The following is a 14,357-nucleotide window of genomic DNA, read 5'->3' as shown; positions in this document are numbered from 1 at the left end:
ACCGGTACCCCTCAACACCGGTGTTGCAAGCAACTCAGGAGCTAGAGCTCGTCCAGATCGATATGGCCGTCTTGCAACGCCCGGGCGAGCAGGGCGGCTTTGGTGTTCGCGGGCCGGCCGATCGCCGCGTACTTCAGCCGGATCCGGTTGACATGTGTGCTGACCGTGGCCGCGGTGATGAACAGCGCGGTCGCGACGTCAGACTTCGAATCGCGCATGACCCATTCGCGAAGGATCTGAATCTCACGGGCGGTGAGAGTGGGCGCCGGCAACGGCTCAGAGGTATTGAAAGCGCAAGTCATTGGATTCGGGCAACTCCTAAGCGGGCAACATTGGTCGGCCGCGTCGTGACCAGACGCTTAAAATTACACTTCAGGATCAGTTGTCAGATAGACGTCTTTTGTGGTGACACCAATACTGGGGTCATACTTAGCGGGCGTAATCAAATGCGGGGTGTTGCGCCCAGGATGTTCGGCGTCCGAGTATCTTTCGACCAAGCCCTTCTTCCCAATGCATATTCTTTCGGTCCCCGAGCTGCCGTTCCGATTAACGATTACCACGTGATCCCGGTCCATCGGGAGCACCCGAACCCGTACGTACCCATCCCGGGCATCGTGCAGCGCGGCGGTCACCACGATGTGGACCCAGCTGCGCATTTCCTCAAAGGCGCCGTCCAGACCGCCGTCGTCGATCATCGTCACCTCGACCCCACGAGCGCGTGCCTCCCGCGCCGCTGCAGCGGTCTCCGGGCTCACCAGCGCAGCAGCGCGGAGCTGATCGCGCAGATGCGCCTCCAACAGTTCGCAGGCCTGCCGTTCGGCCGCTGTCAGCGGCACCCCGGTCGCGATTCGCATGAGTAGCGGCCGGGCGACTTCGTCGAGTTCAGCCAGCCTGGTGTTGCGCTCCTGCTGCACTGCGGTCACCGTGGAGGCACTCGCCACTCGCTGCAAGTTGGCTTCGCGCAGCGCAAGAATCGACCGGAACGTTGGACGAATGGCGATACTGACCACGGTCATACCAACCAGTGCGCCAATGTTGAACAGGGGAATCGCCGCGCCCTCCATCACCCCCTGATCCGTGCTGACCGACCAGGTGCCGTAGACAACGAGGGTGAGGAAGGCGCTGAGCCACGCCAGCGGCGCACGACCGCGCAGACACATCAACCCGTTCAGCAGGGTGGCGTATCCCGAGATCCACACCTGGTTGATGTTGTCCAGTGGAACAGGTACCGCAGGTAACAGAATGGCCGACGACACCGGCGCAGCCAAGGCCACCATCAAGGCTGCTCTGCTGTGGATCGGGTCGCCGGGAGCCATCAGCAACGTGATCGTGGCGGCCGCCATGATCACGATCGCGACCGGCGCCGGCCATATCGGCGACACCCCGTCGAGGTTCTGGGCCGCACCGTAGGTCATCGCGACCACGACGGCTCCGGTGAGAACCCCGGTCAGCGGCGTGTCGAATCCGAAGAATTCGCGTACGTCGCTCGGACCGCGCGAGGCGATCACGGGCGTTCCCAGGTCAGTTCCACCGAGGTGCCCGCTCCGGGCGCCGACCTGACCTCGGCACCGCCGCCGGGTAGCAGGTCCATCCGCCCGAGCACGCTCACCTTGAGACCGAGCCGGTGTTCGGGCACTGCACCCGGATCGAAACCGGCACCGTCGTCATCGACTCGCACCCTCAACATGTTTTCCGACGCGACGACATCGACTGTGCGGCTGGCCTCCTGCCCGGCGTAATGGAGGCTGTTGCGTAGAACCTCGGCCATCGCCGCGGAGACCGTCCGTACGACCTCGCCGGGGTACTGGGAATATTCGGAATGGGCCGTCTCGTGAACGGTGACTCGTATCGAATCATCGAAATCACCTGCCATGCCTCGTATCTCTCTGATGGCCGCGGCCACGTCGAACTCGGACTCCTGGGGGATGCCGGACTCCAGGATGCCAAGTTTGGCCAGCGTGTCGGCGGCCTGATCGGTCAGCGCGTCCGACATGGGCAGGCGGGCGGCTGCGAGGAGGGTCGACATGACCCCGTCGTGGGTCAACGCGTCAAAGCGTGTTCGCTCGCTCGCGCGTGCCAGCGCGGCGGCCGATTCCGCTGCCGCGGTAACAGATTCGGCGCGCGTGGTGTCCAGGATTCGGCCCGAACGCATGACTGCGACGCCGACCGTGTACCCCAAAACGGTCAAGCAGAAGCTCCAGGCGGTGGTGGTCAAGACCGACGAGTTGTGCGCCGGTTCACGAACGGCGTCGTTGATGAACTGGACCGAGATGACGACGAAGATGAAGTAGGGCAGAGACCAGCGGACCCGCCAGGTCAGGGCTGCGGTGAGGGCGGCGAAACCATTGAACTGTGAGAACCACATGCCTTGCGCGCTGTCGATCAGTTCGCCGTCCCAGACCAGCGGCCAGGTCAGGATTGTCAGGCCGTAGGCGATGGCCAGTGCACTCGAGGTATATCGGACCCAGGCGATGGGGAAGCCGAACGTCGCTACAGTCATCACTGCGCCCGACCCGTGGATCAGCAGCAGAGACGCGGCCATCCACCACAACGGCACCACGTCGGCAGACGTGGTGATGGCACCGAACAGAAAGGCGAGGCTCAGGCAATAACAGATCCCGAGGTAGCGGCAGAACTGCCGAAAGATGTTGTCGGCCGCGCTGCCGTCGGAAGAGTCGGCCCTCAGCGCCGGAACAGCCGAGGTATCGGCAGCCATCCATCCTCCAGGGCGCGTTTGTAGAGTTCGGTTTTGGTCGGGGCAGGGCGGCCCGCGTCCGCGTACTTGCGGCGTATCCGGGAAAGGTAGGCGTTCACGGTCTCCGTAGACAATCCGGTGAGCTGACCGACCCGGTCTGCCTGCTCGCCGGAAGCGTACAGCTCCAGGATCTGACGTTGCCGCGGGCTCAAGTCAACACACCCGATGCCGGGATCCGCGTCGATCGCGGCAGCCCAGTCCATGGTCGCGACCGTGTCGCCGTCGGCGGCCCGCCGGATGGCGTCGACCAGTTCGGTGTTGGGTACGGACTTCCGAACGACTCCCTGCACGCCTGCACTGAGTGCGGAACGAACGAGATCGGGGTAGTCGGCGGTGGTGAACACCAGCACCTTGATGCCGAGCGCCTGCAGCTGATCGGCGTTGGCCTTCGGGGAGGAGCCGTCCTCCAGTCTGAGGTCGAGTACGACCAGATCGATGTCCGTGGTGATCGCGAGCAGCGCGTCGACGGTGGCCGCTCCGGCGACCAGAGTCAGCCCTTCAGCTTCGTCGATGATGGCTTCGATTCCCTTGAGCTGGGATTCGAAGTCCTCGACCACACCGATTCTGCGTAGACCTCCCGCAGCGCCGTCGGTCATCGCTCCGCCTGTGGCTGGACGGTAATCGGGCATTCCATGTCGCAATCCTGACGTAAACAGCAGACAAAGTGCCTGTGAACCTCAATACATGAGCAATTCTTGATCGCGTATCCAGTTCAGAGTGTTACGGCTACAGGCAGATCAGCGAAGATCCGGGACGGGAACGACTCTCAGCTCAGCAGCGCGCGCAGAGCTGCCCGGTCGACCTTGCCCGGGCCGCGGCGGGGGAGGTCGTCGACGAAGAAGACATCACGAGGCACGGCGGTGCGATCGAGTGTGCGGGCCACCGACGCCTGCACCGACTCGGCCGTCGGATTCGCACCGGGCGACGCGACCACTGCGGCCACCACCTTGTCGCCGAGACGCTCATCGGGCAACCCGAACACCGCGCAGTCACCGATCGCGGGGTCGCTGAGAATCGCCGCCTCGACCACTTGCGGCACGATGGTCAACCCGCCGGAGCTGATCGCTTCGTCGGTTCGCCCGACGATGGTCAGAATGCCGTCCGACGCGAACTCTCCGAGGTCGTCGGTGCGAAACCACCCGGGCTCGGCGAAGGCGGGATGATCGGGGCGGCCCCGGTAACCGGAGGCGACCATCGGACCCCCGAGCACCACCCGTCCAGGATGGCCACCGTCGATCCTGATCCGCGTACCGGGCAACGGAACCCCGTCGTACACGCAGCCCCCGCACGTCTCGCTCATCCCATACGTTCCGACGATGGGAATGCCTGCAGCAGTGGCTCTCTCGCGTAGTCGGAGTGGGGTCGCGGCGCCGCCGACCAAGACGGCGTCGACCTCCCGCAGAGCGCTGACGGCCCCGGGATGATCGAGCACCTTCACCAGTTGGGTCGGGACCAGCGAGGTGTAGCGCCGGGTCGACGACATCGACTCCAGCGCGCGGACCAGGTCGGTGGGGTCGAAACCGCGGGAGACGTCGATGGTGGTGGGCTCGACACCGGCGCGCAGACTGCGCAGCAACACCTGCAGCCCGGCGATGTGGTGCGGCGGGAGGGTGAGCAGCCAGCCCCCGGGGCCACCGAGGTGCGCGTGGGTGGCGTCGATCGACGCGGTCACCGACGCCGTCGAATGCTGTGCACCCTTGGGTGTTCCGGTGGTTCCCGACGTCGCGATCACCAGCGCGATGTCGGGGTCGATGGGTTCGCCCACCCCGAGTGCGCCGCTCAGCCTTGCGGTCTCAACTGGATCCGACAGGGGCACGGGCGCGAAGCTCGCAGAGCCGTCGAGCAGCTGGTGCAGTGCCCCCAGATCAGGTGCGACGGCCGACAGGGGGAGTGGTTGCAGCGTTCTGCTGCTCACTCCGGTGCTTCTGCCGGCGGGCTCTCCGGGGGTGGGTCGAGGGGGTTGGGGTCGAAGGGCCAGCCTTTGGCCTCCAGATGCTTACGGATCCGCGAGACGTCGGCTTCGAACGGCAGCTCGTCGGTCACCTTCGTGATCAGGACGCCCGCGTCGATGGAGGTGATGGGTTCGGGGCCGTCGTCGGTCACCTGGCCACTGTGGATCAGCTGCCGGGAGACGGACTTGACCTCTTCCTCGGACAGCTGCCTACGCAGGAGCGCGACCAGCGGCACGTAATCGCCGGACGGCACCCCGTTCGGATATCCCTCGCGCAACCAGTTCACGACTCTCATCAGGAATTGTGGACGGTCCATTTTCGCGCCCTTCCCGCTGTGAGGCGTCACAGATCGGCCACTTCCAGGCCGGATCGAGTTGGTTCGATGATACTGCGGTCGGCGGTCAGCTCTCGACAAAGGGGAACAGGTCGATGCCGAAGTAGTAGTCGATGGTGCCGCGGGTGATCCACAGGATGCCGATCACGATGACAGCCGCGATGATCGCAAACAGCAGGTACGCAAGACCTTTGAGTCCCGGGTTCGGTGCGGTGACGGTGCCGTCTGCCGTCGTCTCCCCCGAGCCGGCAGAGTGCAGCCGGATACCGATGGCGAAGATTGCGGGAAGTCCGGCGCCGAGGAGCAGGCCGACTACGAGAACTTTGAAGATCGCTTCGACGGTCTCCATGGGTCAGACCCCTTCTTTTTCTTTGTACGCGGCAGCGACGTCGGCCGGGATGACGCTTCCAGTGGTTTCGTCCCAGTCGTCGTTGACGTTGTTGCTGTCGACCTTCTGCAGCTGGGCGCGGAAGTACATGAAGCCCGAAGCGGCGACCAGGATCACGAAGATGATGATGGCGCCGGCCGCTCCACCGGTGAGGTTGGCGATGAAGAACGACAGAGCACCCACGAGGGCGGCGGCCGGGAGTGTGAAGACCCACGCGGTGGCCATCCGTCCGGCGACCGACCAGCGGACGACCGCGCCCTTCTTGCCGACGCCCGACCCGAGGATCGAGCCGGTGGCGACCTGGGTGGTCGACAGGGCCATGCCGGCGGCGCTCGAGGTCAGGATGATCGCTGCGGACGACGCTTCGGCGGCCATACCCTGCGGGGACTCGATCTCGACGAGTCCCTTGCCGAGTGTGCGGATGATGCGCCAGCCGCCGAGGTAGGTGCCGAGGGCGATCGCGCCGGCGCAGCTGAAGACGATCCAGAACGGCAGGCCGTGCTCGACGCTGCTTGCGCTGAGGTGCCCGCTGGCGATCATCGCCATTGCGATTACGCCCATCGTCTTCTGCGCATCGCCGGTCCCGTGGGCGAGCGCGACCAGCGACGCGGAAGCGATCTGGCCGACCCGAAAGCCTTGTGCCTTCTTGTTTTCGGCGACCTTCTTGGTCAGCGCATAGATGATGTACGTACCGGTGGCCGCCACGATGCAGGCGATGATCGGGGCCATCAGTCCGGGGATGAGGATCTTCTTGGTGAGCCCTTCCCAGTTGACACCGGAGGTGCCAAGGGCGGCGATGCCCGCGCCGATGAGGCCGCCGAAGAGTGCGTGCGAGGAACTCGAGGGCAGGCCGAACAGCCAGGTGAAGAGGTTCCAGAGAATGCCGCCGACGAGGCCGGCGAAGATGATGATCATCGCCTTCTGCGCGTCGAGGCCACCGATGAGGCTGCCCGCCTCGTCGCCCGACGTCTGCTGGATCTTCAGCACGTCCTTCGTGATGGTCGCTGCGACCTCCACCGAAAGGAACGCTCCGACAAGGTTCAGAAGTGCCGCGATGGTGACTGCGGTCTTGGGCTTAAGGGCGCCGGTCGCGATGGACGTCGCCATCGCATTTCCGGTGTCGTGGAAGCCATTCGTGAAGTCGAATCCCAGTGCCGTGATGACCAGCAGCACGAGAATCAACATTTCTGCGCTCATAGGTAAGATTCTGAGCGCCACCTGAGGATCCTGTCCAAACGGACATAGGGCGAATCGCCAGTGTGACCTGGCATTTTGCGCGAAGAGTCGGGGCTGTTCATCAACTGTTCATGTAGCGTCCGCCGATCGGCCACGCGGGCGAAGCTGCTTCGACAGCCATATGAAACACTTTGCATACACGATCGCAGTGACGCGAACCTCTGGAGGACACATGAAAATCGGCATGGCCATCAACTACGCGGGCGATTTCGCGGAGACGATCAACAACCTCGTCGATTTCGAAAATGTTGGGCTCGACCGCATCACGGTGCCCGAGGCATACAGCTTCGACGCCGTCAGTCAGCTCGGATACATCGCCGCCAAGACCTCCAAGCTGGAGCTGGCGACCGGCATCCTGCCGATGTACTCGCGCACGCCCACCAATCTCGCGATGACCGCCGCCGGGCTCGACTACATTTCCGGCGGCCGCTTCGTGCTGGGCATCGGGGCGTCGGGACCGCAGGTGATCGAGGGATTCCACGGCGTGAAGTACGACGCGCCGGTCGGCCGGGCACGCGAGAACGCGGAGATCTGCCGCATGGTGTGGCGACGTGAGCGCACCGACTACCAGGGCAAGTACTACAAGCTGCCGTTCACCAAAGAAGACGGCGGCACCGGACTGGGCAAGCCACTCAAGATCATCAATCACCCGGTCCGCGAGCGTATCCCGATGCTGTTGGCCGCCATCGGCCCGAAGAACGTCGAGCTCGCCGCCGAACTCTTCGAGGAGTGGCAGCCCATCCTCTTCCATCCCGAGCACCTGGCGACCGCGTTCGGCGTCGCCCTGGACAAGGGCAACGCGAAGCGCGATCCGTCGCTCGGCACACTGGGTATCTCCGTGCACGCCACGACGCTCATCTCCGACGACAAGGACGAGCAGCGCAATGCGCTGAACCTGGTCAAGCACCACGCCGCGCTGTACATCGGCGGCATGGGTGCCCGGGGCAAGAACTTCTACAACGATCTCGCCGTCCGCTACGGCTACGAAGAGGCTGCCAAGAAGGTCCAGGACCTCTACCTCGACGGCCAGAAGGCCGAAGCCGCGGAGGCGATCCCGGACGAACTCGCCGCGGGCATGTCCCTGATCGGCTCGAAGAGCTACGTCGCCGAACGCCTCTCCGCGTTCAAAGACGTCGGCCTGAGCACCCTCCTCGTCGCCTCCGCAGCTCAGGGTCACGAAGCCCAGGTCGACCAGATCCGCCAGCTGAAAGAGCTCGTCGCGTAAGTTTTCCGCTCACGCTCGCAAAACTTCGCCCTGCTCGTGAAATATCGCGAGCAGGGCGAAGTTCTGTGAGCAACAGTTGTCAGATGAGCCCGGCCCGACCCAGCGCCCGCCGCAGAATGCCCGGAAGCCTCCCGGCTTGCAGATCCGCCCATACCCACCGCACTACCTCGACTCCCATCTGGCGCAGCCGGTCCTCCCTGATCTTCTCGGCGATGACGACGTCACTGGGCGCCTGACCGGGCGTCATCGACCCACCCCCGTATTTGACGAGACCATCGAACTCGCCGGCGAGACGCCCTTCCCATTCATAATCGGGCCTCGCGACAAACCGCCCGTCCTCGTCGAAGAATCTGCGCTGAAGTACCGATCCGGACACGCGAGCATCTGCGCCCTACTCCAGGACTCGCCAACAGTGTCCGACAACCGATCAGCCGCAACCACCGCGCGCTGCGCATGGCTCAAGCCGTGCTTGCCGCGCATGCTGTCGAGCACTGAAATCAACTCGGTGAGGTCGGTCCCCATCCGCAAAGCGGAGTCGAACGCGGTGAGTGCTTGATCGAAAGTGCCCGATCGGGCCACGTCGACCGCTGTACGAGCAATCGAGGTGACCGCCAGCCCGCTGACCTCACTTATCTCACCTTCCGACACCACGGCTCCGTGAACGTGTCTCTTCGACTCGACTCGGCCGCCGCCGATCCGACCACTGATCAGATGAACCCTCGTGTGATCAGGTTTGAGCAGTGGAATCGAATGCATCAGCGCCGCGGACTGGTAGCCGAGGACGAACGGCTCCGAACAGCTGCGGGCAGCAGCGACCACACGCAACCGCAGCAGCTCGTCTCTTGTACGCGACTTTGTCATGTCGACGTAGACGCCCGGCCACACTTTGAACAGCTGACCCGCGCGCACCGTGGGGAGAGCTCACAGAACTTCGCCCCGCTCGCGTTGTTTCACGAGCAGGGCGAAGTTGTGCGAGCGAAAGCTACTCGAACTGGGATTTGTACATCACCGCGTACTTTCCTCCGCGGGCCAGGAGTTCGTCGTGGGTGCCCTGTTCGGTGACGACGCCGTCTTCGACGACGGCGATCAGGTCGGCGTCGCGGATGGTCGAGAGGCGATGGGCCACAACGATGCTGGTGGTCCGCTGTTGCAGGGTCTCCAAAGCACGCTGGATGAGTAGCTCGGTGCGGGAGTCGACGGCGCTCGTCGCCTCGTCGAGCACCAGGATTCGCGGGCGGCCGATCATGGCCCTGGCGATGGTGATGAGCTGCATCTGACCCTCGCTCAGGCTCGCACCGTCATGCCCGATGACCGTGTCGAAGCCGTCGGGCAGGGAGTCGACGAAATGTTGGACATGGCTATCTCGAGCGGCGGCTTCGATGTCGGTCCGGGTGGCGCCGGGACGTCCGAAGGCGATGTTGTCGGCGATGGTGCCGCTGAACAGCCAGCGGTCCTGGGTGACGATGGCGGTCTGACTCCGGATTGCTGCGCGGGGTCCCGGTTCGATCGGATCGCCATCGACCCTGATCGACCCCGACGACGGGTCATAGAGACGCAGAAGCAGATTGGTCAACGTCGTTTTTCCGGCGCCGGTGGGGCCGACGACTGCCAGGGTCGCGCCCGACGGTACGTGGAGTGTCAAGTCGTTGATGACGTCAACCACCTGCTCCTCACCTTTCGAGGAGCGGCGGTAGCCGAATTGGACCTTGTCGAAATCGATTTCGGGTGGGACGGAATGCCTGCCGAACGTCATCGACATCGGGTCGTCGACCGCCGGCGCATCCTCGATGGGCTCGCTGAGCAGTGCCCTGATCCGGCCCAGCGACACCAGCCCCGACTGCAGTGATGCGATCATCGCGGTCAGCTCGTTTACCGGTTGGCTGAACATCCGCGAGAAGGAGACGAACGCCTGGACCTGGCCTACCGTAAGCGAACCCGTGAGGACCTGCAGTGCGCCGACGATGGCGACCGAGAGATAACCGAACGCGGTGATCGCCTGCAGGACAGGGGAGATCGATCCGGCGAACGACTGGGCGGTACGGGAGGATCGGGCGAGGTCGGCGGTGATCTCCTCGAACTCCTCCCGGGCGCGGGTCTGTGCACCGTAGACGCGGAGCGTGTTGATCTGGGGGTAGGTCTCGTCGATGTGCCCGGTCAACCGGCTGGTCGCTTCCCATTGATCCTGGAAGTGGGGCCTCGCGCGCTTCGCGATCAGGACGCCTGCGCCTACGATCACCGGCAAGGTCGCCAGGACGACCAGCGTCAGCTTCCACGAGATCACCGGCATGACGACCAGCAGCGCAAGCAATGTCAACACCGCGGTGGGGAGTTTGACGAAAAGCGGAGAGAAGATCGACGAGACGTTGTCGACGTCGCTGGTGACCTTGGTCAGCATCTGACCGCGGCCGGCCGCACCGAAGTAGGCGACCGGCATGCGGTGCACGTGGCCCTCGATGTCAGCGCGCAAGCGGTACATCGCGCGTTGGGTGATGTTGTTGATCGTCCTGGCCTGGATCCAGGTCCCCAGGGGGCCGAGCCCGTCCAACACGACAAGAAGTGTGAACTGCAGCCATACCTTTGCGAAGTCGACGCCCGAACCTGGGACGACGCCGGCGCCCTCGACCACATCGGCGAAGGTTCCACGCCCATCGGCCCGAAGCTGCGCCACCGCCTCGGCATTGGTGAGTCCGTCCGGCAGGGTCATGCTGATTGCGCCGGCGAACAGCTCGTTGATGATCGCCGCCAGCACCAGCGGGCCGGCGATCAGTACGAGAACATTGATGGACGCGAGCGCGCCGACTCCCCAGAGCTTGCGGCGCTCATCGGCGAGCCTGGCCACGAGCCATTTCGAGTTCATAGGAGAGCAGCCTGTGACTCGAGGATCTCGCGATAGGTTGGGCTGTTACGAGCCAATTCGTCGTGGGTTCCACGGGCCTCGATACGGCCGTCGGTCAGTACGATGATGGTGTCTGCTCCAACAGTCGACGAGACCCGCTGCGCGGTCATCACGACGGTCAGACCGGGAAGCGCTTGCCGGAGCCTGTGTTTGATGTTGCTCTCGGTTTCGGGGTCGAGCGCCGAGAACGGATCGTCGAGCAAGAGCAGCCGCGGGTCGGCGACGATCGCCTGGGCCAAGGCCAGTCGTTGGCGTTGCCCACCGGAGAAGTTTTTGCCGCTGTGCTGCACCTCCTGGTTCGTGCCGAGTTCGTGACGAAATACGAAATCGTCGGCGCACGCGATCTCCAGAGCGGTTCGCAGGTCTGCGTCTGAGGCTTCCGGTCGACCGAGTCTGAGGTTGGATTCGAGTGTGCCCGAGAGCAGCACCGGTACTTGGGCGACGTAGGACATGCCCAGGTAGAGATCGTCCCGGCGCCGCTCACGGATGTCGATTCCGTCGACGAGCACCTGGCCGGATGTCACGTCGGAGAAGCGGGGGATGAGTCCCAGGAGAGTGCTCTTGCCGTCGCCGGTGCCGCCGAGGATCACGGTGGTGGTGCCGGGTCCGCAGACCATATCGACGCCCGCGATTATCGGCTTGTGCGCGCCGGGGTGCCGGAACTCGACGCCCCGGAGTTCGACTGATCCGCGCCGCGACCCCGGCTCACGCGGCGCCGCTGGGTCTTGAACCGAGGGGATGGTCTCGAGGACCTCGCGGATCCGTCGGGCACTGACCTGGGCGCGCGGAAGAACTGCGACCATTGCGGCTCCGAGCGACAGCCCAGCAAGGATCTGCGTCAGGTAACCGACGAACGCGATGATCTCGCCGACCTCCATCGACCCGTTGCCGACCAGGATCGCACCGACGCCGATGACCGCGGCGGCACCGAAGTTTGAGATGACAAGAATACTTGGCAACAGAACGGCCTGCAGAGACCCGATTCGACGTGCAGTCGCGGTGAGGTTGGTGTTCATCCGGTCGAAGCGGTCGGTCTCCAGGCCTTCGCGACCGAAAGATCTGATGACCGCGATTCCTGTCAGCTGTTCGCGGAGCACCCGGCCGACGCGATCGATGGAGGTCTGGAGGATCGCGTAATTGGGGATGAGTTTGCGAACGATGAGTACGACGGTTGCGGTAAGGCACAATGCCGAGAGCACGACGAGCGGGGCGAGTTGGATGTTCGCGCTCAGTGCGAAAACAGTTCCACCGGCCACCAGTAGCGGAGCCGTGGCAAGCACGGTCATGGTCATGAAAACCGCGACCTGTAACTGGTTGGTGTCATTCGTCGAGCGAGTGATGAGGGACGGTACTCCGAATCGCCGCAGGTCGGAATCGGAGAAGTCCTGCACGCGGGCATACGTGTCGTTCCGGATTGCTCGTCCGATACCGGTGGATATCCTAGACCCGACGATAGTCGCCGACACGGAAGCAAGCAGGTTAAGGCCTGCGAGGCCCAGCATGGTGATGCCAAGGGCAACGATCGCGTCGACGTCCGCGTTTGCGATTCCCTCGTCGACGATGCGGCCATTGAGATTGGGCAGGAGCAACATCGTGATGACCGAGGTCAATTGCAGAATGAGTAGTACAGACAAAGAAAGACGGTACCTGCGTAGATGAGGCAGTAGTACCGTCCGAAGAGACCTGTCTTTGGGTTTGGTCATATTCACTCCGCGCGTCCGGCCGACGATCGAGCCCATCTAAAGGCTCCGGTTGCCAGGCAGTCGGACCAGCTCGACGCCACCTTCCGTTGTGCTCAACCTACCGGACCAGGCATAACAGTCTGCAGAACCAATAAACTCCGGGGTGCGAAAACGCACCCCGGAGTTGTCGAGCGGCTACTACGTAGCTGGAGTTGACGGGGTCTCCGGTGTTTCGCTGCTGCCGCCGCCCAAGAGACGGGTGATGAGTCCGAGAATGACGTCGAAGCCGATTTCAGAGGACAGATCAGATGATGCCATGTGTGGGTCTCCTTATTCGTGGGTTTCTCTTGCACATCTGGCACGGGCTTGCTTCGGGGCTCGAGCTCTTTATAAACGCTTCCCCGACCAATCGAGCCAAACTCACACTCGCATTTATTCGGCTCTTTGTCACCCCCTTCTCGCAATCTCTCAGCGCATCCATTGAGATTCAAACCTGGCAATGCCCGAATTGGACAACTGTGTCCAGACCTGTTTTCGCAGTTGGAGGGCGTATTTGTCGTTTCGGTTATATCCGTGATCCGCTGGGTCGAATGTAAAATTCGCTGTGGGTAATAGGCGTCGAGCGCGGGATTGCGGCGAATGTGAGGTTATTTAAGAGTTTCTTCAGGTTTCACGTGCAAATCCGTTGCGAATCGGGTAGTGGCAGCTGCCATGTAGCGCGAATGAACTACGGCGCGGTCGGAGCGCGGGTGGCCGGCATTGCGACGTCACCTGATCGATACCCCCAGAACAGCTGGAAAACTTTCTGCGCGGGTCTTTTCCCGCTACTGTTCGCTTCGTGACTCGAATGCCGGCGGTTAAGTCGTCCCGAATTCTACGAAGCGCCCTTGCCGTGACGGTGACGTCCCTGGTGGCGGCAACGACGCTACTGGTGTCGAGCCCTGCGTCCGCCGACGAACTGCCGCAGGTCGGCATCAGTTCGCCGGGCGGATCGTCGCTGGTCAGCGTGAACCAGACCGACCCCCAGCAGCTCGAACTCCAGGTGTTTTCCGCCTCGATGAACAAGAACATCCCCATCTCGGTCCTGCTGCCGAAAGACCGGTCGGTGCCACGCCCCACGCTCTACCTGCTGAACGGGGCCGGTGGTGGCGAGGACGCCGCGAACTGGCAGGCCAAGACCGACATCGTCGACTTCTTCAAGAACAAGAACGTCAACGTGATCACCCCGAACTCCGGTGCCTTCAGTTACTACACAGACTGGCAGCAGGACGATCCGGAGCTCGGCCGCAACAAATGGTCGACATTCCTCGGCAAGGAACTGCCGCCCATCATCGATGAGGCGCTCGACACCAACGGTCGTAACTCGATCGCCGGTATCTCCTCGTCGGCCACGTCGGTGCTCAATCTCGCGATCGAGCACCAGGGCCTCTATCAGTCCGTCGGTTCGTACAGTGGCTGCGCGTCGACCGCCAGCCAGCTCGGTGAGAACTACATCAGGATCACCGTCGAAGGACGCGGAGGCGGCGACGCCACCAACATGTGGGGCCCGTACGGCGGTCCGGGCTGGATCGCGAACGACGCGATCATCAATGCCCCGAAGCTGCGCGGACAGACGCTGTACATCTCGAACGCCACGGGCCTTCCGGGTCAGTACGACAGCCTGGCCTACACCAAGGATCCGGCAAGCCTCGCCGATCAGATCATCCTCGGAGGCGGCATCGAAGCCGCCACCGGAATCTGCACTGCACTGCTGGTCGATCGCCTGAACCGGCTGAACATCCCTGCGACCTATGACTTCCCGCCTGCGGGAACCCACTCCTGGCACTACTGGGAAGACCAGTTGCACAAGTCCTGGCCGACCCTGGCACGTCCGCTCGGTCTCTGACCGC

13 protein-coding genes and 1 pseudogene are annotated in these 14,357 nt (G+C 63.5%); 2 read left to right on the top strand and 12 right to left on the bottom strand.

The window, feature by feature from the left end:
- Window positions 1–41: 41 nt before the first annotated feature.
- The 8 genes and pseudogenes from BFL43_RS15060 to BFL43_RS15025 all read right to left on the bottom strand — a co-directional run.
- Window positions 42–272: pseudogene (locus tag BFL43_RS15060) on the bottom strand (LuxR C-terminal-related transcriptional regulator); the annotation flags it as partial.
- A 93-nt stretch (window positions 273–365) separates the two neighbouring features.
- Entirely contained in the window at window positions 366–1,508 is a 1,143-nt protein-coding gene (locus BFL43_RS15055) for a hypothetical protein (protein WP_084893330.1), read from the bottom strand.
- Window positions 1,505–2,716: an ATP-binding protein gene (locus BFL43_RS15050; protein ID WP_084893329.1), complete on the bottom strand. Its 1,212-nt coding sequence runs from the start codon at window positions 2,714–2,716 to the stop codon at window positions 1,505–1,507. The genes BFL43_RS15055 and BFL43_RS15050 overlap by 4 nt, the downstream gene beginning before the upstream one ends.
- The gene (locus BFL43_RS15045) at window positions 2,683–3,351 is read right to left on the bottom strand and encodes a response regulator transcription factor (protein WP_084893328.1); all 669 of its coding nucleotides are present in this window, start codon (window positions 3,349–3,351) and stop codon (window positions 2,683–2,685) included. Before BFL43_RS15045 ends, BFL43_RS15050 begins: the two co-directional genes overlap by 34 nt.
- Before the next feature lie 170 nt (window positions 3,352–3,521).
- Complete coding sequence (gene menE, locus BFL43_RS15040; RefSeq protein ID WP_084893327.1) at window positions 3,522–4,670, bottom strand: o-succinylbenzoate--CoA ligase; 1,149 nt, start codon at window positions 4,668–4,670, stop codon at window positions 3,522–3,524.
- Window positions 4,667–5,023, bottom strand: coding sequence for a DUF3349 domain-containing protein (locus tag BFL43_RS15035; protein ID WP_084893326.1), 357 nt, complete (start codon window positions 5,021–5,023; stop codon window positions 4,667–4,669). The genes menE and BFL43_RS15035 overlap by 4 nt, the downstream gene beginning before the upstream one ends.
- An 85-nt stretch (window positions 5,024–5,108) precedes the next feature.
- Window positions 5,109–5,390, bottom strand: coding sequence for a photosystem II reaction center protein PsbM (locus BFL43_RS15030; protein ID WP_084893325.1), 282 nt, complete (start codon window positions 5,388–5,390; stop codon window positions 5,109–5,111).
- 3 nt (window positions 5,391–5,393) lie between these two features.
- Window positions 5,394–6,626 (bottom strand): inorganic phosphate transporter, encoded by a 1,233-nt coding sequence (locus BFL43_RS15025; RefSeq protein WP_084893324.1) that lies wholly within the window; start codon window positions 6,624–6,626, stop codon window positions 5,394–5,396.
- Window positions 6,627–6,837: 211 nt separating this feature from the next.
- Between BFL43_RS15025 and BFL43_RS15020 the strand changes: the two genes are divergently transcribed.
- The gene (locus BFL43_RS15020) at window positions 6,838–7,890 is read left to right on the top strand and encodes an LLM class F420-dependent oxidoreductase (RefSeq protein ID WP_084893396.1); all 1,053 of its coding nucleotides are present in this window, start codon (window positions 6,838–6,840) and stop codon (window positions 7,888–7,890) included.
- A gap of 79 nt (window positions 7,891–7,969) precedes the next feature.
- On the opposite strand, the gene BFL43_RS29495 is transcribed toward BFL43_RS15020, so the two are convergent.
- The 4 genes from BFL43_RS29495 to BFL43_RS15005 form a co-directional block, all read right to left on the bottom strand.
- Window positions 7,970–8,137, bottom strand: a complete 168-nt coding sequence (locus tag BFL43_RS29495) for a hypothetical protein (protein ID WP_240498280.1) — start codon at window positions 8,135–8,137, stop codon at window positions 7,970–7,972.
- Window positions 8,134–8,751, bottom strand: a complete 618-nt coding sequence (locus tag BFL43_RS29490; RefSeq protein ID WP_240498279.1) for a hypothetical protein — start codon at window positions 8,749–8,751, stop codon at window positions 8,134–8,136. The genes BFL43_RS29495 and BFL43_RS29490 overlap by 4 nt, the downstream gene beginning before the upstream one ends.
- 121 nt (window positions 8,752–8,872) lie before the next feature.
- A complete protein-coding gene (locus BFL43_RS15010) occupies window positions 8,873–10,747 on the bottom strand; it encodes an ABC transporter ATP-binding protein (protein ID WP_084893322.1) in 1,875 nt (624 codons plus the stop codon).
- Entirely contained in the window at window positions 10,744–12,420 is a 1,677-nt protein-coding gene (locus BFL43_RS15005; protein ID WP_168176654.1) for an ABC transporter ATP-binding protein, read from the bottom strand. The genes BFL43_RS15010 and BFL43_RS15005 overlap by 4 nt, the downstream gene beginning before the upstream one ends.
- 895 nt (window positions 12,421–13,315) lie before the next feature.
- Between BFL43_RS15005 and BFL43_RS15000 the strand changes: the two genes are divergently transcribed.
- Entirely contained in the window at window positions 13,316–14,353 is a 1,038-nt protein-coding gene (locus BFL43_RS15000) for an alpha/beta hydrolase family protein (protein WP_084893320.1), read from the top strand.
- Window positions 14,354–14,357 lie beyond the last annotated feature (4 nt).

Origin of the sequence: Williamsia sp. 1135, assembly GCF_002095395.1 — a bacterium.
Taxonomy (GTDB): domain Bacteria; phylum Actinomycetota; class Actinomycetes; order Mycobacteriales; family Mycobacteriaceae; genus Williamsia.
The sequence above is the reverse complement of the archived record's forward strand: the minus strand, read 5'-3'. Positions and strand labels throughout refer to the sequence as shown.